The organism is Rubrivirga halophila (assembly GCF_046845755.1).
Lineage (GTDB): Bacteria > Bacteroidota > Rhodothermia > Rhodothermales > Rubricoccaceae > Rubrivirga.
In genome coordinates, this window is the sequence record NZ_CP177357.1 from 1594030 (window position 1) to 1613632 (window position 19603).

Annotated in this window: 16 protein-coding genes; 9 read left to right on the top strand and 7 right to left on the bottom strand. The window is 71.3% G+C overall.

Features of this window, described 5'->3' with window-relative positions:
* Positions 1 to 46: 46 nt before the first annotated feature.
* Positions 47 to 1042 (bottom strand): deoxyhypusine synthase family protein, encoded by a 996-nt coding sequence (locus tag ACLIRP_RS06875; RefSeq protein WP_412063225.1) that lies wholly within the window; start codon positions 1040 to 1042, stop codon positions 47 to 49.
* Positions 1043 to 1218: 176 nt separating this feature from the next.
* Here ACLIRP_RS06875 and speA point away from each other — a divergent pair, with 176 nt between their 5' ends.
* The 4 genes from speA (at position 1219) to ACLIRP_RS06895 (ending at position 5775) form a co-directional block, all read left to right on the top strand.
* Positions 1219 to 3186, top strand: coding sequence for a biosynthetic arginine decarboxylase (speA, locus tag ACLIRP_RS06880; protein WP_412063226.1), 1968 nt, complete (start codon positions 1219 to 1221; stop codon positions 3184 to 3186).
* A gap of 14 nt (positions 3187 to 3200) precedes the next feature.
* Positions 3201 to 4106, top strand: coding sequence for a carbon-nitrogen hydrolase (locus tag ACLIRP_RS06885; RefSeq protein WP_412063227.1), 906 nt, complete (start codon positions 3201 to 3203; stop codon positions 4104 to 4106).
* A gap of 1 nt (position 4107) precedes the next feature.
* Positions 4108 to 5199 (top strand): agmatine/peptidylarginine deiminase, encoded by a 1092-nt coding sequence (locus ACLIRP_RS06890; protein ID WP_412063228.1) that lies wholly within the window; start codon positions 4108 to 4110, stop codon positions 5197 to 5199.
* Positions 5200 to 5265: 66 nt separating this feature from the next.
* Positions 5266 to 5775: a hypothetical protein gene (locus tag ACLIRP_RS06895; RefSeq protein WP_412063229.1), complete on the top strand. Its 510-nt coding sequence runs from the start codon at positions 5266 to 5268 to the stop codon at positions 5773 to 5775.
* Here the strand turns inward: ACLIRP_RS06895 and ACLIRP_RS06900 are convergent.
* Entirely contained in the window at positions 5772 to 6467 is a 696-nt protein-coding gene (locus tag ACLIRP_RS06900; protein WP_412063230.1) for a hypothetical protein, read from the bottom strand. The genes ACLIRP_RS06895 and ACLIRP_RS06900 overlap by 4 nt on opposite strands.
* 390 nt (positions 6468 to 6857) lie before the next feature.
* Here ACLIRP_RS06900 and ACLIRP_RS06905 point away from each other — a divergent pair, with 390 nt between their 5' ends.
* From ACLIRP_RS06905 to ACLIRP_RS06925, 5 genes are all read left to right on the top strand, one after another.
* Positions 6858 to 7835, top strand: coding sequence for a hypothetical protein (locus ACLIRP_RS06905; protein WP_412063231.1), 978 nt, complete (start codon positions 6858 to 6860; stop codon positions 7833 to 7835).
* A 224-nt stretch (positions 7836 to 8059) separates the two neighbouring features.
* On the top strand, positions 8060 to 9931 hold the full coding sequence (gene uvrC / locus ACLIRP_RS06910; protein ID WP_412063232.1) for an excinuclease ABC subunit UvrC: 1872 nt from the start codon (positions 8060 to 8062) through the stop codon (positions 9929 to 9931).
* 106 nt (positions 9932 to 10037) lie between these two features.
* Complete coding sequence (locus tag ACLIRP_RS06915; RefSeq protein ID WP_412063233.1) at positions 10038 to 10235, top strand: hypothetical protein; 198 nt, start codon at positions 10038 to 10040, stop codon at positions 10233 to 10235.
* Between the two features lie 138 nt (positions 10236 to 10373).
* On the top strand, positions 10374 to 11381 hold the full coding sequence (locus tag ACLIRP_RS06920; protein WP_412063234.1) for a nucleoside recognition domain-containing protein: 1008 nt from the start codon (positions 10374 to 10376) through the stop codon (positions 11379 to 11381).
* A complete protein-coding gene (locus ACLIRP_RS06925; protein ID WP_412063235.1) occupies positions 11382 to 11924 on the top strand; it encodes a spore maturation protein in 543 nt (180 codons plus the stop codon). It begins immediately after the preceding gene.
* A gap of 33 nt (positions 11925 to 11957) precedes the next feature.
* Here the strand turns inward: ACLIRP_RS06925 and ACLIRP_RS06930 are convergent, their stop codons facing one another.
* The 5 genes from ACLIRP_RS06930 to ACLIRP_RS06950 form a co-directional block, all read right to left on the bottom strand.
* Complete coding sequence (locus ACLIRP_RS06930; RefSeq protein ID WP_412063236.1) at positions 11958 to 13037, bottom strand: M14 family zinc carboxypeptidase; 1080 nt, start codon at positions 13035 to 13037, stop codon at positions 11958 to 11960.
* A complete protein-coding gene (locus tag ACLIRP_RS06935; protein WP_412063237.1) occupies positions 13034 to 13561 on the bottom strand; it encodes a flavodoxin domain-containing protein in 528 nt (175 codons plus the stop codon). The genes ACLIRP_RS06930 and ACLIRP_RS06935 overlap by 4 nt, the downstream gene beginning before the upstream one ends.
* A gap of 85 nt (positions 13562 to 13646) precedes the next feature.
* On the bottom strand, positions 13647 to 16103 hold the full coding sequence (locus ACLIRP_RS06940; protein WP_412063238.1) for a zinc-dependent metalloprotease: 2457 nt from the start codon (positions 16101 to 16103) through the stop codon (positions 13647 to 13649).
* A 21-nt stretch (positions 16104 to 16124) separates the two neighbouring features.
* On the bottom strand, positions 16125 to 17402 hold the full coding sequence (locus ACLIRP_RS06945; protein WP_412063239.1) for a type IX secretion system plug protein domain-containing protein: 1278 nt from the start codon (positions 17400 to 17402) through the stop codon (positions 16125 to 16127).
* Complete coding sequence (locus tag ACLIRP_RS06950; RefSeq protein WP_412063240.1) at positions 17338 to 19596, bottom strand: hypothetical protein; 2259 nt, start codon at positions 19594 to 19596, stop codon at positions 17338 to 17340. The genes ACLIRP_RS06945 and ACLIRP_RS06950 overlap by 65 nt, the downstream gene beginning before the upstream one ends.
* Positions 19597 to 19603 lie beyond the last annotated feature (7 nt).

Here is a 19603-nt window from a genome sequence, read left to right on the forward strand (position 1 = left end):
TGGGCGCCGAACGTACGCTACGCGAGCCCGCCAGCCCGCGTCCTGACTATGCGTTCTCGTCCATCCCGGACCGCTCCAGCACGTACTGGAAAATCAGCGGGGCCACGATCGTCGCGTCGCTCTCAACCAGGAAGCTGGGCGTGCCGGGCGCCAGCTTGCCCCAGGTGATCTTCTCGTTCGGGACGGCGCCGGAGTACGACCCGTAGCTCGTCGTCGAGTCCGAGATCTGGCAGAAGTAGGCCCACAGCGGAGTCCGACGGTCGAGGTCCTGCTCCAGCATCGGGACCACGCAGATCGGGAAGTCGCCCGCGATGCCGCCGCCGATCTGGAAGAACCCGATGCCGGGGCCGTCGGCGTTGTCGGTGTACCAGTCGGCGAGCCACGTCATGAACTCGATGCCGTGCTTGACGGTGTGCGGGCTGCTAAGGTCGCCGTTGATGACGTGGGAGGCGAAGATGTTGCCGGTCGTCGAGTCCTCCCAGCCGGGCGTGACGATGGGGAGGTCGCGCTCGGCGGCGGCGAGGAGCCACGAGTCCTTGGGGTCGATCTGGTAGTGCTCCTCGAGCCGGCCCGACCGCAGGATCCGGTAGAGCACCTCGTGGGGGAAGAGCCGGCGGCCCTCGGCCTCCATCGCCCGCCACTCGTCGACGAGTGCCGCCTCGAGGCGGCGGAACGCCTCCTCCTCAGGAATGCAGGTGTCGGTCACGCGGTTCATCCCGCGCTCCAGCAGCGCCTGCTCGTCGGCCGGCGTCAGGTCGCGCCAGTTCGGGATCCGCTCGTAGTGGTCGTGGGCGACGAGGTTGAACAGGTCCTCCTCGAGGTTCGCCCCGGTGCACGAGATGATGTCGACGTGGCCCTGCCGGATCATCTCGGCGAGCGACAGGCCGAGTTCCGCCGTGCTCATGGCGCCCGCCAGCGCGACCAGCATCTTGCCCCCGCCGTCGACGTGGGCGCGGTAGCCCTCGGCGGCGTCGACGAGCGCGGCGGCGTTGAAGTGGCGGTAGTGGTGGCGGAGGAAATCGGAGACGGGGCGGTCGCTCATCGGGTCGGGGCAGCAGGGCGGATAGACACCCGCCGGAGCGCGTGCGCGTTCCGCTCGGGGACGTCTCCGCCGGGCGCCGGGTGAGATTCCACGAGGCTTGGCTTGTCTCCCCCCCGCAGCGCCGGACCTTCGGCGCCCCTCACCCGTCGATTCGTCCCCCTCCCGCTTCTCCGCCCGTGCCCGACACAGTCCCCGCCCCCGCCGCTCCGGACCCCCACGTCGAGGCGTGGACGCCCGCTGATGCCGAGGCGCTGTACCACATGGCCGCCTGGGGCGAGGGGTACTTCGGGGTCAACGCCGCCGGCCACGTGGTCGCCCGGCCGGACCCCCGCCGCGATGGCGAGATCGACCTCGCGGCCGTCGTCGAGGAGGTGGTGGCCGGCGGCCTCTCGCTCCCCGCCGTGATCCGGTTCCAGGACCTGCTCGACACCCGCGTCCGCCAGCTCAACGAGGCGTTCCAGACGGCGATCGAGGAGTCCGGGTACCGGGGCGGCTACACCGGCGTGTACCCCGTAAAGGTTAACCAGCTCCGGGAGGTCGTCGACGAGATCGTCGAGGCGGGGCGCCCGTACCGGTTCGGCCTGGAGTGCGGCTCGAAGGCCGAGCTGGTGGCGACGCTGCCGAGGCTGGAGTCCGACGACACGCTGTGCCTGGTCAACGGGTACAAAGACGCGGCGATGCTGCGCATCATCCAGACGTTCCAGCGGCTCGGGCGCAAGGTGCTCCCGATCATCGAGAAGACGACGGAGCTCGACCAGATCCTGGCGCTGAGCGACGAGGCCGACCAGCCCGCCCGGTTCGGGATCCGGATCAAGCTGGCGTCCGTCGCCCCTGGGCCGTGGACGAAGTCGGGCGGGAGCCTGTCGAAGTTCGGGATCACACTGCCCGAGCTGGTCGCCGCGGCAGACCGCCTGATCGACGCGGGCCGGGGCGACGCGCTGCGGCTCCTCCACTTCCACCTCGGCAGCCAGATCGGCGACGTCGGCGCGCTCAAGGCCGCGGTCAAAGAGATCACCCGGATCTACGCGCATCTCGTCCGGCGCGGGCTGGCGCCCGAGTACCTCGACGTGGGCGGCGGCCTCGGCGTCAACTACGACGCGCTCCCGCTCGGCGGCGGGCGCGGGGGCGTGGACTACTCGATGCAGGAGTACGCGAACGCCATCGTGTACGCGGTCCAGGAGACCTGCGACGCCGAGGGCGTGCCTCACCCGACCATCGTCAGCGAGAACGGCCGGGCCCTCACCGCGCACCACTCCGTGCTCGTCGTGGACACCCTGGGCATGACCAGCAAGCCGTCGGTCCCCGACGACTTCGTCCTCCCCGAGGGCGCGCACGCGATCACGTCCGAGCTCGACGCCTTGCGACGGTCGGTCCCCGAGGCGCCGGGGTTGGGCGAGCTCCTCGAGATCTACCACGACGCGGTCGAGGCGCGCCAGAAGTCGGAGGCCCTGTTCCAGTACGGCTACCTCGGGCTGGACCCGATGGCGCTCGCCGAGACCCTGTACTGGTCCGTCTGCCGCGACATCCACGCCCGATTGCTCGCCGTCGGGCCCGACTGGGTCCCCCCCGAGCTCGACGCGCTCGGCGACGCGCTCGCGGAGCAAGTCCTGTGCGACTTCTCCGTCTTCCAGTCGCTGATGGACCACTGGGCCCTGGGCCAGCGCTTCCCCATCGTCCCCGTCTCCCGGCTGGACGAGGCGCCGACTTGCCGGGCCCGGCTCGTCGACATCACGTGCGACTCCGACGGCGAGATCGCCCGGTTTATCGCGCCCGAGGGGAAAAAGCGCGCGCTCGAGGTCCACGCCCCGAACGGCGCGCCGTACCGGCTGGGCATCTTCCTCGTCGGGGCCTACCAGGACATCCTGGGGGACGCGCACAACCTGTTCGGCAGCGTGGCCGAGGCGCACGTGTATCTCGACGAGAGCGAGCCCTCGGGGTACTACGTCGAGGAGACGATCCCCGCGACGACCGTCGAGCAGATGCTCGCGCGCGTCCAGTACTTCCCGTCCGACTTGCACGCGCGCGTCCAGACGACGCTCCGCCAGAAGGCCAAGGAGGGCCTGATCCGCCCGAAGGAGGCCCAGGCCATCCTCGCCGACTACCGCGCCTTTTTCCAGTCGTCGACCTACCTCGACCCCTCCTGAGCCCCGCCCCTCCGATGCCTGACCCCGTTCGCCTCGGCCTCGTCCAGATGGCGATGTCGACCGATCCCGCCGAGAACCTGGCCCGCGCGCAGGGCTTCGTCCGCGAGGCCGCCGCCGCCGGCGCCGACGTGGTGTGCCTTCCCGAGCTGTTCCTGTCGCCGTACTTCTGCAAGACCGAGAGCACGGAGCCCTTCGCGTGGGCCGAGCCCGTGCCGGGCCCGACGACGGAGGCGCTTGCGCCGCTCGCGGCCGAGCTCGACGTGGCGATCGTCGCGAGCCTGTTTGAGAAGCGCGCCCGCGGCCTCTACCACAACACGGCGGCGGTCCTCGACGGCGCGCGCGGGTACCTGGGCAAGTACCGCAAGATGCACATCCCCGACGACCCGCTCTACTACGAGAAGTACTACTTCGCGCCGGGCGACCTCGGGTTCAAGAACTGGGCGACGTCGAAGGGCGACCTCGGCGTGCTCGTCTGCTGGGACCAGTGGTACCCCGAGGCGGCGCGGGCGACGGCGCTCCAGGGCGCCGAGGTGCTGTTCTACCCCACCGCCATCGGGTGGCACCCGGGCGAGAAGGCGTCCCACGGAATCGCCCAACGCGAGGCGTGGATCACGATGCAGCGGTCGCACGCGGTCGCGAATGGGGTGTTCGTGGTGGCCGTCAACCGGACGGGGTTCGAGCCGGTGACGCTCGACGACCCCGACGCGGAGCGCGAGGGCCGCGGCATCGAGTTCTGGGGCTCGTCCTTTATCGCCGGCCCGGACGGTCAGCTCCTGGGACAGCTCGGGGAGTCCGAGCAGGGCGTGCTCGTGGTTGAGGCCGACCTCGGCGCCATCGACGAGCAGCGGCACGGGTGGCCGTTCCTCCGGGACCGCCGCGTCGACGCCTACGGCTCGCTCGGCGAGCGCTACGGGAGCTAGGATGGCCGTGCGACCCCCGACGCCCGGCTCGCCCGGAGCCCTCGGCTACCGCCGCCGCGCCGAGTGGGCGCCTCACGCCGCGACGTGGCTCGTCTGGCCCCATTGCGCCGACACGTGGCCGGGCCTGGACCTTGCCGAAACCGTCGAGCCGGCCTACCTCGCCATGATCGATGCGCTCCGGCCGGGCGAGACGGTCCGCGTGGTCGTGCAGAGCGCCGACCACGCCGAGACCGTGCGCCAGCGGCTGGCGGCGAGCGGGATCGAGAGCACGGTCGACGCCGGGCGAGCGGAGGCCCCGGGCGCCCGCGGTGTCCGCCTCCACGTCTGGCCCACCGACGACGAGTGGATCCGAGACTTTGGCGCCCTGGTGGTCGCCGACGACGGCGGGCGTCGGCTGGCGACGGACTGGGTGTTCAACGCCTGGGGCGGCAAGTACGACCGGACGGAACAGAACAACACGGTCCCCACGGCGATGGCCGCCGTCCACGAGCTGGCCCGGGTCCCCTTCGACCTCGTGATGGAGGGCGGCTCCGTCGACGTGAACGGCGTCGGGCTGGCGCTGACGACGGAGAGCTGTCTGCTGAACCAGAACCGCAACCCCGGCCTCTCCAAGGCCGACGTCGAGCAGCTCCTGCTGGACGGGCTCGGCGTGACCGAGACGATCTGGCTCGGCGACGGGATCGCGGGCGACGACACGGACGGCCACGTCGACGACTTCGCGCGATTCGTCGGCGAGCGGACGGTCGTCGTGGCGCAGGAGCCGGACCCGACGGACGTCAACCACGCCCCGCTGGCGCACGCCGCCGAGCGCCTCCGCGCCTGGCGGGGCCGTGACGGGCACGGGCTCGAGGTCCACCCGCTGCCGATGCCCCCGGCGCTCTTCCACGACGGGGAACGCCTGCCCGCCAGCTACGCCAACTTCTTGATCGGCAACGCCGCCGTGCTGATGCCGGCGTTCGGCGTCGCCCAGGACGACCACGCGGCAGACGTGCTGGAGCGGCTCACCGGCCGGCCGGTCGCCCGGATCCCTGCGCGGCACCTCGTCTGGGGGCTCGGCGCCTGCCACTGCCTCAGCCAGGACGTGCCGGCCTAGCCACTGCGATGCCCGACCCCTCCCCATCGGCGGTGCGCTTCGGCCAACGCGCGCGACCTCAGGATCATGACCCGTCTCCTCACGCTCTCGCTCCTCACCCTCGCCGCGTGCGCCGCCCCCGAGGTGCCTCTTCCCTACAGCCAGCTCCACGGCGCCGCCCGCGACACGCGCCTCGACGGCGTGCTCGATGACGGGCGGATTGCCCCTGGCTGGGGCCTGACCGACTCGACGGCCGCGCTGCCCGACACGCTCGACCTGCCCCGGATGTCGGCGCTCGACTGGACGCTGGCGATGTCCGGCTCGGACGCCGACACGCTGCGCGCGAACGTCGCCGGGTGGCTAACCGGCGCCCTGCTCTGCCCGCCCTGCCCCCCCGGCGCGCAGTGCGAACCCTGCGGGGACGACCTGTTGATCGTCTCGGCGGCGACGCTGACCGGCAGCGTCGACGTGTACGTCGCGCTCCCTACGGCGTGGTCGCCAGCGAACCTCCGCGTCGGCCGGTCCATCGTGGTGTCCGTCGCCCGCGAGGGGCGCCTCCCGCGGGCGCGAACGCGGCTCATCGGCACTGGATACTAGAAGCTGATGCGGATGCCGCCGGTGATCGGCACCGAGGGCACCTCCCAGCCGGCCAGATGACCGGCGTGGTCGTTGCCCCGGCTCAGGATCGGGGCGATGATCGGGACCGACACGTCGGCTCCGAGCACGCGGAACCGAATGTCGACGCCCGCCAGCACGCCGCCCTTGGCGCACCTCGCCTGCGACCCCCCCGGGACCTCGTAGCCCGGCGTGGCGCACGACGTGCCATAGAGCCCCAGCGTCGGGGCCAGTGACAGGCTGCCGACGATCGGGATCGGACGGCTGACTGTGGCCTGCGCCGTCCCGCGGAGCACCTGGAGGCCAAACGTGTCCGCCGTCCCACGGGGGCCGACGTCCGAGAAAGTGGCCGTCGCCAGCAGGCGCGCGTCCAGCTCGAAGCCGCCGACCACGCGGCGACTGGTGCCCAGCGTCGGGCCGACCGTCAGAAAGCCTCCGCTCCCGTCTTGCGTCGTCAGGTCCCCCGCCAGCACCCGGAGACCGATGTCTGACGAGGCCCCCACGCGCCAACCGACATCCCCGCCGGCGGAAAGGGCCGTGCCCTCCGAACTCTGGTGCACGATCCCGAACAGGGGGCTGACGTAGATCGCGGACGAGTCCGACAGGATCGGCTGGGTGAGGGCGGGAGCGGCGCCGAAGACGAGGGCGGCGACGAGGACTAGGGGAACGCGCATGGACGTGGGGTGGACGAAGGTGCTTGCTGAACGAGAAGGGTGATCGTGTCGTGCGTCGTGGTGGGTCTTTATCGTCCTCGACTTAGGGGTGTGGCACGCCCCGAACTCTCGGCTCACCCTCGACCACAAGATGGCGGGCAACCGCTCCGCTTGACCTCATGTGGCGAGCGCGGAAGCGGCCCGTAGAGCCGCACTCAAGCTCCCTTCCCAGCGTCACGCATTCGTCTCGACCCGTTACCAGGCGGGGCCATCCACCTGCATTCGTTAAGGGTGGTCGCATACAAGTGATGGCCTGCCCAACCCCCGTCAGGGTTGCTCCGGATTGCGGACTCCAGACCACCTTTCCCACACAGATCAGCGCGCCCCCCCTCTCCCAACCCGGGTCTTCTCATGACAACCTTTCGCATGCTCGGCGCCGTCCTCGTGCTGGGCCTCTTCCTCTCCGGCTGTGCGTCGGAAGAGTTCACTCCAACCGCCGTAGGCGACGCCGCGACGGCCGCCACCCCTGGGGCGGTCGCGTACGCCAACGCCGACGACCCCGAGGCGCAGATCTCGGCCATGATCGACGACGCCAACCTGACCCTCGAGGGCGAGGGCGTTCAGATCCTCATGGGCGAGTGGGTCGGCAACCCCGACGGCGGCATCGCGGGCGGCACGGTCATCGCCAAGGACGTGGGCAACAAGCGCCTGACGGCCGACTTCGTCCCGTTCGACGGCCGCCGCACCTGGAGCGGCGCGGCCCCCGCCAGCGACAACGTGACCTACGCCATCGACCAGACGGGCGACGCCGTCCCGTTCTTCGGCGGGCTCACCGGGGCCGAGACCGACGCCGCCATCGAGCGGGGAACGGCCTCCTGGGAGGCGCTGAACTGCTCGGCGCTCCCGCAATTCCGCAACCCGGACTTCGGGCTGGACATCGGCTACGTCGCCGCCATCCTCAGCGGCGGCACCGTCGGCAGCTTCAACATTCTAGCCGACGTCCAGCACGCCGGCTGGCGCGACCTCAACTTCGCCGGGGGCGTCCTGGGGGTGACCTTCACGTTCATCTTCACGGGGGTGAGCGGCCCCACCGACATCGACGGCAACGGTCTCGCCGACACCGCCTTCCGCGAGATCTACTACGACCCGAGTTGGAACTGGGCCGACGACGGCTCCTCGAACATCGACGTCGAAACCGTCGCGGTCCACGAGATCGGCCACGGACTGAGCCAGGCGCACTTCGGGACCGTCCGGATCAAGAACAACGGCGACGTGCAGGCGTCGCCGCGGGCCGTCATGAACGCGCTGTACAACGGCCCGTACCGGACCCTCGCCGGGACCGACAACGGCGGGCACTGCTCGAACTGGGCCAACTGGCCGTATGGCTGATCCAGCCACTGTCGTGGAGCAGTGAGCGGGGGCGCCCTCTGGGGGGCGCCCCCGCCTTGTGGAGGGGCGGGGAGCCCCCGCTTCCTAGTTGGCACGGTCGGTCCGATTGGGGGTGCGCGCGGGGCCGGACTCTGACTGCCCGAACCGGCGCTGTGACGCACGGCCGTCATCGCTGGGAGCGACACTCGCCGGTCGGCGTACGACGCCCGCCAGCCCCCCCATCGATGACCGACGCGCTCGCCGACAAGCTCAAGCACCTCCCGACGACCCCCGGCGTCTACCAGCACAAGGACGCCGAGGGCAAGGTGCTCTACGTGGGCAAGGCCAAGAACCTGCGCTCGCGCGTGCGGAGCTACTTCCAGGAGGGCCGCCCGAAGCAGGCCAAGACCGAGGCCCTCGTCCGCAAGATCGCCGACGTCGAGGTGATCGTCACCGACACCGAGTCGGAATCGCTGCTGCTGGAGGACAACCTCATCAAGCGGCTCAAGCCGCGGTACAACATCCTGCTCAAGGACGACAAGACATACCCGTACATCTGCATCAAGAACGAGCGGTTCCCGCGCGTCTTCCCAACGCGGAAGGTCCGCCGCGACGGCTCGCTGTACTTCGGCCCGTACACGGACGGGAAGGCGATGAAGCTGATGCTCAAGACGATCAAGAGCCTGTTCAAGCTCCGGTCGTGCTCGCTCCACCTCAACCAGGCCGCCATCGAGGCCGGCAAGTTCCAGCCCTGCCTCGACTACCACATCCAGAAGTGCGCCGCGCCGTGCGTGGGCTACGAGACCCAGGCGCACTACGACGCCTCGATCGAGCAGATCAAGAAGCTCCTCAACGGCAAGACCGGGGAGTTGCTGGAGCTGCTCCGCCACGAAATGGGCCGGCTCGCGGCCGAGAAGAAGTTCGAGGAGGCCGCCGAGTACCGCGACCGCGTCCGCGCCATCGAGACATACGCGCAGAAGCAGAAGGTGGTGACCGACCCGGACGTGGACCGCGACCTGTTCGCCATCACCGTCGACCGCGAGGCGGACGCGGGCGTCGGCGTGCTGTTCAAGGTCCGCGAGGGCAAGATCATCGGGCGCCAGCACAAGGTGCTCCGCGGCGTCGAGGGCGTCGAGGACGCCGAGCTGCTGCAGCGGCTCGTGGAGGCGTACTACGCCGAGGCGATGTTCACCCCGAACGAGGTGTTTCTGGCCGGCCCGCTCGAGGACCCGGGTGCACTCGAGGAGCTGTTGCGCGAGAAGCGGGGGCGCCGCGTCGAAGTCCACACGCCGCAGCGCGGGGAGAAATTCGACCTCATGAACATGGTCGAGGCGAACGCCCGGCTGCTCCTCGGGGAATGGAAGCTGGAGCAGAGCAAGCGCGAGGAGGACCGGATCCCCCGCTCGGTCCTGAGCCTCGAGCGCGACCTCCGCCTCAAGAAGCCGCCTCGCCGGATCGAGTGCTTCGACATCTCGCACCTCGGCGGCACGGGGACGGTCGCCAGCTGCGTCGTCTTCCAGGACGGCAAGCCGCGCAAGTCCGACTACCGGACCTACAAGATCCGGACGGTCGAGGACGGCAAGCCCGACGACTTCCAGTCGATGCGCGAGGTCGTCGAGCGCCGGTACGCGCGGCTGCTGGCGGAGAACGGGCCGTGGCCGGACCTCGTCATCATCGACGGTGGCAAGGGGCAGCTGTCGTCGGCCGTCGAGTCGCTCCGACGCGTCGACGTGTACGGGAAGTTTCCCGTCGTCGGGCTGGCGAAGCGACTCGAAGAGGTGTTCGTGCCGGGCAGCTCCGAGTCGACCATCATTCCGCGCACGTCGTCGTCGCTCCGTCTGATCCAGCGCGTCCGCGACGAGGCCCACCGGTTCGCCGTCACGGCCCAGCGCAAGCAGCGGACCATCAAGGACCTCCGGAGCGAGCTCCTCGACATCCCGGGCGTCGGGGCCAAAACGGCCAAGAAGCTGCTCACCGAGGTCGGGAGCGTCAAGGCGGTTAAGTCGGCGACCGAGGCCCAGCTCGCGGCGCTCGTGGGGCCGTCGGTCGCCCGAAAGATCCGGGCCCACTACGACGCCCCGGCGGCGGCGGACACGACCGAACCGGACGACGTTTAGCCGCGCGACCGGGAACCCGGGCGTCCCGACGCCTCGGCCCGCACCGTCTCAGGTCAGACTCGGCACGGTCTTGTCAGGCATCGGCCGCGAACGCCCTTTCTCCCCTATGCGCCGCCGCCTCGCCCTCGCCGCCCTCGTCCTCGATGGGATCTGTGCCCTCGCCGCCCCGGCGGTGCTGGCGCAGCCCGAGCGCGACGGCCGCTATGTGGCGGTCGCCGGCGCCTGCGTCGAGCGGAACGAGACGCTGGAGTCCGGGCCCGACAGCCTGGGCGGGCGCCTCGTCGACGACGCGCTCTGCCGCTAGCGGCCGGGCCGGCGCCCCGCGCGCGCGGACGCCCTGCGGCGTCGCCTGCGAGAGGGCGAGCCCCCCGGAAGACCCCCGCGACGATTGCGGCTTGCGCCGTCCCCCGGGCGCGGCGACCTTCCGGGACCCGCCACGCCGATGCTCAACTACATCTGGGCCGGGCTCATCATCGTGAGCCTGGTCTTCGCCCTCGCCTCCGACACGTCCGACCTCGTCGGCGACACGTACCGCAACGGCGAGCCGCTCCCGGTCGAGCTCCGGTTCGACCGGCCGTTCGACGCCGACGCCGCCCGCCAGCCGGTGACGGTCGTTCTCGACTCGACTGCCTTCCGCGCCTTCTACGGCGTCGACGGCACGCCCGACGCCGAGTACCCCGCCACCTTGCGCGCGACGGCCGACGGCACGCCGGAGATCCGCCTCGCGGATGCGGACGCGTCCCTTCCGGCACCCCTCGACGTCATCCGCGACGCCACCAACCCGCGCGACCAGATCCTTCAGGGGACGCTGGCGGACGTCCGGATGCAGCGGACCGACTCGTCGGCGACGGCGACGGCCGGGCTCGTGTTCGCGCCGGTCCGCTTCGTCAAGCTGGGCGCCATCACGACGGCGGCCGTCGACTTTGCCGAGATCGCCATCACAATCGCGATCGGTCTGATCGGGGTGCTCGTCCTGTTTCTCGGGCTGAGCAAGATCGCCGAGGACGCCGGCATCATCTACGGGCTCGTCAAGCTGGTGCGCCCCGTGCTCGGCCCCCTGTTCCCGGACATCCCGAAAGACCACCCCGCGATGGGGATGATCGCCCTCAACCTGGCCGCGAATGTGTTCGGACTCGGGAATGCTGCGACGCCCTTCGGCATCAAGGCGATGGAGGAGTTGCAGACGCTCAACCCGGACCCGGAGACCGCGACCGATTCGATGGCGATGCTGCTGGCCATGAACACCGCCAGCGTCCAGCTCATCCCGCCGATCACCCTGATCGCGATCCTGGGCGTCGAGACGAACAACGTGTACTTCCCGATCCTGTTTACCACGATCGGCTCGCTGATCGTGGCGGTCACGTCGGCGAAGCTGTTGTCGAAGCTCCCACGCTTCCGGGCCTCGAACCCGCTCACGAATCCGGCGCCGGCGGCCGAGCCCGAGGTCTAGATGGACGCCTTCCGCGAAATCATCAGCGTCCTCTCGGTCTTCGTCCTGCCGGCGATGATCGTGGGGATCCCCCTGTACGGGCTGTTCAAGCGCGTGCCCGTCTACGAGTCGTTCGTTGAGGGCGGTAAAGAAGGGTTCGGGCTGGCAGTCCGGATCATGCCGTACCTCGTCGCCATCCTGTTCGCGATCGGGATGTTCCGGGCGTCGGGCGCGATGGAGTGGCTGGCGACCGCGCTGTCGCCCGTCCTGGCGCTCATCGGGATGCCCGCCGAGGTGCTCCCGATGGCGATCGTCCGCCCGCTCACCGGGTCCGGCTCGGTCGCGATCGTGGCCGACCTCGCGGCCCAGCACGGCGAGCAGTCGATCATCACCCGGATGGCCGCGACGATGTTCGGCTCGACCGAGACGACGTTCTACGTGATCGCCGTGTACTTCGGGGCCGTCGGCGTGAGCAAGACGCGGCACGCGCTCCCGGCCGGCCTGATCGCGGACGGTGCCGCGATGCTGTTCGCCGTCTGGATGTGCCTTTGGTTCTTCGGCTGATCTGAGGGCCGCCGCAAGGCGACCCGATTCGCCTCAGGCCGCTACCAGCGCTGCGTCGAGGGCGCGGAGGTGGAGCCGGACCTGGGTCGGCAGGTCGGGGCACGTGATCCCGTAGCGCTCGACGGCGTCGCCCAGGTCGTCGCCCTCGGCCGCGCGGCCGATGAGCGCCGGCATCTCCTCGCGGAACGCCAGGAGGGCCTCGGGGACGCCCGCCGGCCCGGGACGGCGCTCCACCTGGAACAGCGGGAGCTCCGTCACGACGCAGAGCGGTGCGTCGCCGGACGTCGCAAGCGCTTGCTCCATGGACGAGCGGCGGAACCGGTCGGCCGTCTCAGGGTCGCCTGCGTTCAAAAAGTGCTGGCGCATGGCCGTCCCCTCGGGCGTGCTCCAAAAGCCGGGGCCGCCGTAGAGGAAGCCCTTGTCGCCACCCCGGTCGTGGTCGTGGAGCGGGAGGCCCGCCTCGCTGGCGGCGTCTCGAAACGCCGCGCGCAAGCTCGCGTCGCGCTCCGTCCCCAACCAATGGCGCTCGACGAGGAGGAGCGCGCCCTCGGAAACCGCCATGCCGTGCAGGCTCGCGTGGAGCGACACCGGGGGGCCGGAAAACAGAAAATCGGTAGCCGCGCGGTTCTCGGGGCGGAGGTCCGGAAACCCGAACTCGAGGTCGCGGCCGGGCGGCTCGCGGCGGCGCCCGCGCAAGAAATGGCCGAGCGACGCGGCCGGTTCGCTCGCGTCGAACCGCTCGATCCACGGCCCATTCCGCGCCTCGCCGTCGGGGTTGAGGTGAGGCACGAGGCGGAGCGTCCACCGCTCGAACAGGTCGTGGAGCCCACCGTCGGCGGCACCCCAGTCCCGAGCTGCCAACCCTTCAAGGACGAGCGTGCGCAGCGTCTCGGGGCCGACCGGCTCGTCCGCGTGCGCGCCGGCCACGAGCGTCGCCAACCGGGGGCCGTACCCAAGGGTCACGCCGGCAATCGGTCGCCCCTCCTCACTCACGCCGATCGTCTCGAACGCCGCCACGTCCGGGTTCTGCTCGCACGCCGACCGTAGCGCCGCGAACACGCCGTCGGAGGTCTGGAAGTGGAGACCGGAGAGGTCGAGGCTGGCGAGGGTCACGGGCGGTCAGGGTGCGGGCGCGAGCCGGGCGGCTCGGAGTCCTGGGCGACCCGGCCCCACGACTGGGCACACCGCTGCGCCCAGCCGACGGCGCCCTCGATGTCGGCGGCGTTTGGTCCGCCGTCGATGTCGTGGAGCGGGACGATTTCGGTCGCGCCCGAGGTCGCTAGCAGACGGATCAGCCGTTCGGCGGCGGTCTGGTAGAACGGGTCGTAGTCGCGGTCGCCGAGCCCGCAAACGGAGAAGCTGGCGCCGGCGAGGTCTGGGCGGACGGCGTCGAGCGCCTCGGCGAAGTCGACGGCGTTGTCGGGGAACGTGCCCTCGCTCCAGGTGCAGACGACGGCCAGGATCTGGCGGTACTCCTCCAGCGCCTCGGGGTACGCCTCGGCCATGTCGAGCAGGTGCACGGCGAAGCCCAGCTCGCCGAGCGCGTCGGCGACGGCGTCGGCCACGCGTTCAGAGTTGCCGGTCTGGGTGCCGACGAGGACGAGCACGTCGGGGTCGGCGGCTTCGAGGTTGAGCACGGGCGGGGACGAGAGCGGGGCTCAGGGCCTGCGGGAGGTGGCCTCCTGCAAACCCTGAGCCCCGACGGAGATCCGACGGAGGCGCTTAGCCCTGCGGATTGAGGAGCAGGTCGATGCGGGCAGCGAGGTCCACGAGGTGGTACCGGTCCGTCCGGTCGCTGGCGCCGTTGTAGCGCGGGAGGGCGCGGGTGATGGCGCTCTGCAGCGCCATCAGGCCGCCCCGCGCCATCGGCTGCACGTCGGACCGGGCGCCGTCTTGGGGCCGGTAGCCGTACGCCTGGGCGACAAAGGCCTCGGGGATGTTGTAGCCGCCGCCGTTCATCAGCTCGCCGAGCCGGTCGACGTAGGCCCGCTGCAAGGCGCGCCGCGCGGGGTCGATGCCGGCGCCGCTGGCAATCTCGGCGAAGAGGCCGTCCTGCACGTCGTCCATCATCTCCGACACGGGGTAGGCGTCGGGCGAGAGCCACTCGGCCTCCGCGAGCCGCCCGATCCGGACGGGGTCGAGCAGGCGGTTTAGGGCGCTCTCTTGCAGCTGCTGGATCTGCGTCGCCGTGCCGGCCGGCCGGATGCGGCCGAGCAGGTCGGTGTCGAGCAGCCACTCGGGCGTCGTGAACCCGTCCTCGACCAGGAACGCGATCGCCGCGCGCTGGCGGTCGGCGTCGAGGGGCATGTAGACGGGCCCGGCCTCGTCGGCTGTCTTCGGGTCGATGGCGACGCCGCCGACCTGGCGGGCGACGTGGCCGAGGTAGCGGCCCCACTGCCCGATCACCTGGCCGTAGATCTCGTCGAGGTCCTCGTACAGCTCGCCGTCCTCGGTCGTCCACTCGACGAGGTTGGGCACGATCCGCTTGAGGTTCGCTAGCCCGAGCTGGCTCGCGTAGACCGCGTCGTCGCCCAGGTCCTCGGACTGCGAGCGGGGGTCGACGGGGTCGAACGTCTGGGCGCCGTAGCGGAGCGCCGGGTCGTCTCGGACCTCGGCGAGCATGGCCTGGAGCCGGCCGCGCTCCTCCTCTTCGGTCTCGGCGTCCGGGAAGTAGGTGTAGCCCCACTTGACGGCCCAGATGTCGTACTCGCCGACGCGCGGCATTAGCTGGACGACGCCGTCGCCGGGCTGGGCGACGTAGTTGAACCGCGCGTAGTCCATGATCGAGGGCGCCGTGCCGTGCGTGGCCGTGAACGTCGGCGAGCGCAGGCTGTCGACCGGGTAGGCCGTCGACGAGATCCAGTTGTGCGGAAGGCCGAGCGTGTGGCCGACCTCGTGCGCGGAGACGAACCGGACGAGCTCGCCCATGACCTCCTGGCGGAACTTGGGCCGCTGCGCGTCGGGGTTGACGGCGGCGGTCTGCACGAAGTACCAGTTGCGGAGCAGGTTCATCACGTTGTGGAACCAGCCGATGTCGGACTCCAGAATCTGGCCCGAGCGCGGGTCGTGGACGTGCGGGCCAAACGCGTTCTGGACGTCGCTCGGGAAGTAGCGGATGACCGAGTACCGCGCGTCCTCCGGGCTCCAGTCCGGGTCGTCGGTCGGCGGGTCGGCGGCGCGGATGGCGTTGCGGAAGCCGGCGGCCTCGAACGCCACGTTCCAGTCCTCGACACCCTGCTTCAGCGGCGCGCGCCACTCCTCCGGCGTCGCCGGATCGATGTAGTACACGATCGGCTCGACGGGCTCGACGAGTTCGCCACGCGCGTACGCCTCCGGGTCGCTCGGGACGAGCTGCCAGCGCGTGATCCAGCGGCGCTGCTCGGCGCGCTGGGCGTCCAGGCCGTAGTCGGTCTGCTGGATCGAGAAGTAGCCCACGCGCGGGTCGTACCGGCGCGGCCGCATCGGGACCTCGGGGAGCTGGACCATCGAGTGCGCCATCTCGACCGACAGCGTGCCCGTCGAGCTGTTCGCGGGCGGCTCGGACGCGTTGTAGGTCAGGACCGAGCGGATCTCGACGTTCTCCGGGAACGCCATCGCGCGCGCCAGGAACGAGCGGTCCTTATCGAGGCTGCGCACCTTGAACTGCTCGCGCGCGCCGCTCGGCAGCCCGAAGACCGGCGTGTCGCCGGTGAACGTGCTCGTCACGTCGACGACGACGGCCGTCGAGTCGGCGTTCTCGGCCTCGATCTTGAGCCGCGCGATGATGGGCTCGAACTGGGCGTCGGCGACGGCGCGCGCGATCGGGAGGTTCGGGTCGGCGACCGAGCTGTACTGGACGGTCCGGAGCAGCACGTGGTCGGCCTGGCGCTCCCACCGCACGGCCTGCGTGTTGACCTTGATGCCGCCGTACTGGTAGCCCTCGGTCGTCCGCGCGAGGCGGCTGACGACGAGCATTTCTTTGCCTAGCAGACTGTTCGGGATCTCGAAGAGCAGCTTGGCGCCGTCGTCTTCGAGGTGGACGTCGAACATCCCCTCGTCGGTCACGGCGTCGTCGGTGACGACCGAGGCGTAGCCGTCCTCGTCCTCCTTCTCGGTGTCGGAGTCAGGCGGCGTGGCGAGGGGTTGGGTCGAGGAACAACCGGCGGCGAGGAGCGCCAGCAGGAGGAGCAAGCGAGGCATGGGCGTGGGCAGGGTGAGAGACTAGCGGGCGACAGCGCTGCGCACGGCGATGAGCCGGTCGGTAAAGCGCCGGGGGTCGTCGAGGTAGACGAAGGCGGTGAAGACGGAGGGCGTGCCGAGGCCGGGCGACTGAGCGGTCGGGCCGTCGTAGCCGTAAACGTACCGCCCCTGCTTCAACAAGAGCGTGGCCACGTAGCGGCCCTCGGTGCCGACCCATTCCATCTCGGCGTCCGGCCGGCGCTGCCAGCCGTTGAACGGGCCGACCACATACACGCGGCGCGGCGACTGGCGACTGTTCGGCGGGACGTACTGGAAGGTCGTGGCGACGTACTGCCCGTCGGTGTCGGCCCGGCCGACGTCACGGTAGGCGGACTCGATGAGCGGGATCGACGCGAGCGTGGGCTGGCGGACGTCGCCGCCGAACTCGGCGTAGTCGAGGTCGAGCAGGGCGGTCGGCGGGTTGGCCGAGCGGTCGACTTCGAGCACGTCGAGGTTGGTGCCGAGAAAGCCGAGGTCGAGCTCGAACAGGGCCTCCTGCTCGGCGAAGGCCTGGCTGCGTGGGAGGTAAAACTGGAACAGCGCCAGGTCGACGAGCGACGGCTCAGGCGCGCAGCGGAGCTGGTCCGTCCGCCCGTTGCGCCCGAAGCAGACCGTGTACATCGAGCCGTCGAACTCGGACAGCCGCCGGTCCGGGGTCACGCGCGCGGCGGGCTGGACGGCGAAGCCGACCGAGCCGCCCTGGACGGTCGCCCCGAACGCGAGCTGTACATCCGCCAGCTCTTCGCTGATGTAAAACGGGATCTCGAACAGCCGGTCCCCGGCCGTCGTCGACACGACCGCCCGGAAGTTGCCGGAGATCTTGAACCCGATCTGACGGTTCGGAAAGTCGTAGGTGTAGTGGACGTACGGGACCGTCGCCGAGGTCGTCGAGCGCTCGTACGTCAGCAGGCGGTCGGTCTCGAAGCCCGTCAGGAACTCGCTCGGCAAGAGCTCCGACCGGCCGGTCCGCGAGGCGTGCTCGAAGCTGACCTCGAGCGGCTGCCCGATCTCCTCGCCGACCAGGTCGAACTCCAGCCGAAGCTTGTCCCCTCCGCTCAGCGTGATGACGGGCAGCGACGCCTCGTCGCCGACCGCGTGGAGCTGGAGCGCGCCGACCCGGGCGTCGGCAACGACGAGCTCGCCGGGCCGGGCGGGCGGGGCGGGCGGGGTGTCCGGGCCGCTCTCGTAGGCCTCTTCAGGGATCACGCAGGCCGCCAGCAGCACGAGCGCGGCGAGCGGGAGGGCACGGAACGAGGGCATCGGCGAGGGTCGGGGGCGCGGCGAAGATAGACGGACCCGGCCCCCGAGTCCGGTGCCATTCCACGCGCCGGTCGAGGTCGCGGGCGAGCGGCGCCCAGCTCCGGGGCCCGCCCGACGCGAAGGCGTCCGCCAGCCCGTCGCGCGCCACCTCCGACGCCCCGCTCGCGCCGGCCCGGAGAGCGGCGACGGCCTGCAGATACCGGATCACACGGCCGCCTTCGCCATTGTCGGGGCAGAGCTGGCGGGCGACCGCCCACGCGCGGGCGGGCTCGTCGGCCGCGAGCAGTCGGAAGAGGGCCTGCACCGGCGCCTCGCGCTCCGATCGCGTGCTCACCGAGTCGGGCGGCGACGCGAGCCACCGGCGGAGCGCCCCGGGGCCGAGCCGCGCTCGCTCTGCGAGCAGCAGCCGGCCGAGCGCGTCGACCGGAGCGAGCGAGTCGGCGGCGGCTCGGTACGTGTCGGCGGCGGGACGGCCGGACAGGCGGCGCACATCCGCGAGGTGGGCCAAGCTGGCGGCGTCGGGCAGGCTGTCGGCGAGCGCTTGGGCACGGGCGAGGTCCAACGGACGGACGGGGTGGCCGAGCGCCAGCCGGGCGGCGAGCGACCCGCGCACGCCGACTAAGGAGAACGGCTCGGCATGCGCGGCCGCCCCGAACAGGTCGGCGGCTTGCGCAAACGCAGCCCCCTCGAACGCCTCGGCGCCCGCTCGCGCCAGCCGGACGTGGCGCGGCGTGTGGTGCGGGCAGCGGACCTCGAACAGCGACGGCCTCGAAAACAGCCACCGCGCCACGGCGACCGCCTCGGGGTCGACCGGCTGGCGCCCCAGCTCCGCCGCCCACGACTGGGCGAGCGCCGCGAGCGGACGGCCAAACGCGGGCGCGAACCGGCCGGTCCGGTAGGCGGCTTTGACCGGGCCCGCCCCGTAGGTGTCGAGCAGCCAGCGCACGAAGGCGCCGTTCGCGGTGTACGCGATCCCCGCTCGCGCCGTCCAGAACCCGCCCGGCGACATCGTCTGGACGACCGCGTCGGCCGGGTCGCCAAGCACGCCGTCGTCCGCCCGGACGAGCGCGCTCGCGCCGGGCAGCCCGTCCGGCGGCTCCAGTGCGACCGCCAGCCCCTCGACGAGCCCGATCGCGGGCGACGCCTTGATCCCCCCCATCCCGAACTCGCGCGCGAGGACGTGCACAAGCTCGTGCCCCAGCGACCGCCCCACCTCGTCCGCCAGCATGTGGACCTGAGGGCTCGGCAGCCACACCGGCACGACGCTCGTGTACCGCGAGCCGACCAGCGCGGCCTTCGTGTCGGTATCCGGGTAGAGGTAGATGTCGACCGGCTCCGATGGCACGACGCTGAGGGCGTCGGACAGCGTGTCGAACCGGAACCGCGCCTCGACCGCCAGCCGCCGCCGCGCCGCGGGCGAGGTCTCGGGGTCGAGGTGCAACACAACGGGGCCGGCGTCGACGGTCGCCGAAAGCACGCGCCGGAGCTGGCGCTCGGACTGCACGATGCCGAGGGGGGCTGCGGCGAGGTACGACGCGCCCAGCGCCACGAGTGCGACGGCCCCGACGACCGTCGCCCGGCGCCCCCTCCCCTGCCCCCACGCCCCGAGCGCCGCCAACGCAACCGCCCACAGCAGCGTCTGGGCCTTCGCCGCGAACAGCCCGGGCCGGACCGCCAGCTCGGCGTCGTAGATCGGCCCGAGCACGCCGCCGAAGACGTGGCTGTACGTAAAAAACTGCGGGTGCCAGCCGAGATCGTAGACGACGCCCGCCAGCGCGACCGCCAGTACGGCGATCACGCCGGTTACCCGGGGCCCACGGAGTCGCAGCCCGACCGTCGCCGAGGCGACGCCGAGTCCGAACAGCACGCTCGGCGGCACGAGCACGGCAAACAGGCTGAGGCCGGTGAGAAATGCGCAGTTGGGACGCCAGAGCAGCGACAGCGTCAGCAGCGCGAGCGGCACGAGCAGGGCGCCGAGGTGCGCGCGCGCGACCGTCGCCAGCGGCACGCCGCGCCGGAGCGGGCCGACAGCCCCGATCGCAGCGGCCAGGCATCCGGCAGTTGCAATAACGGCAGACGACTCGGCGTGGAGCACTCCGAAGACGGGGACCGGCCACATCGCCACGCCGGCCGCCCCGGTCGCCAGCGCGGGGCCGCGGGCGAGCGCAAGCGCGGAGTCGGGCCGGAGGGCCATCGCGGGC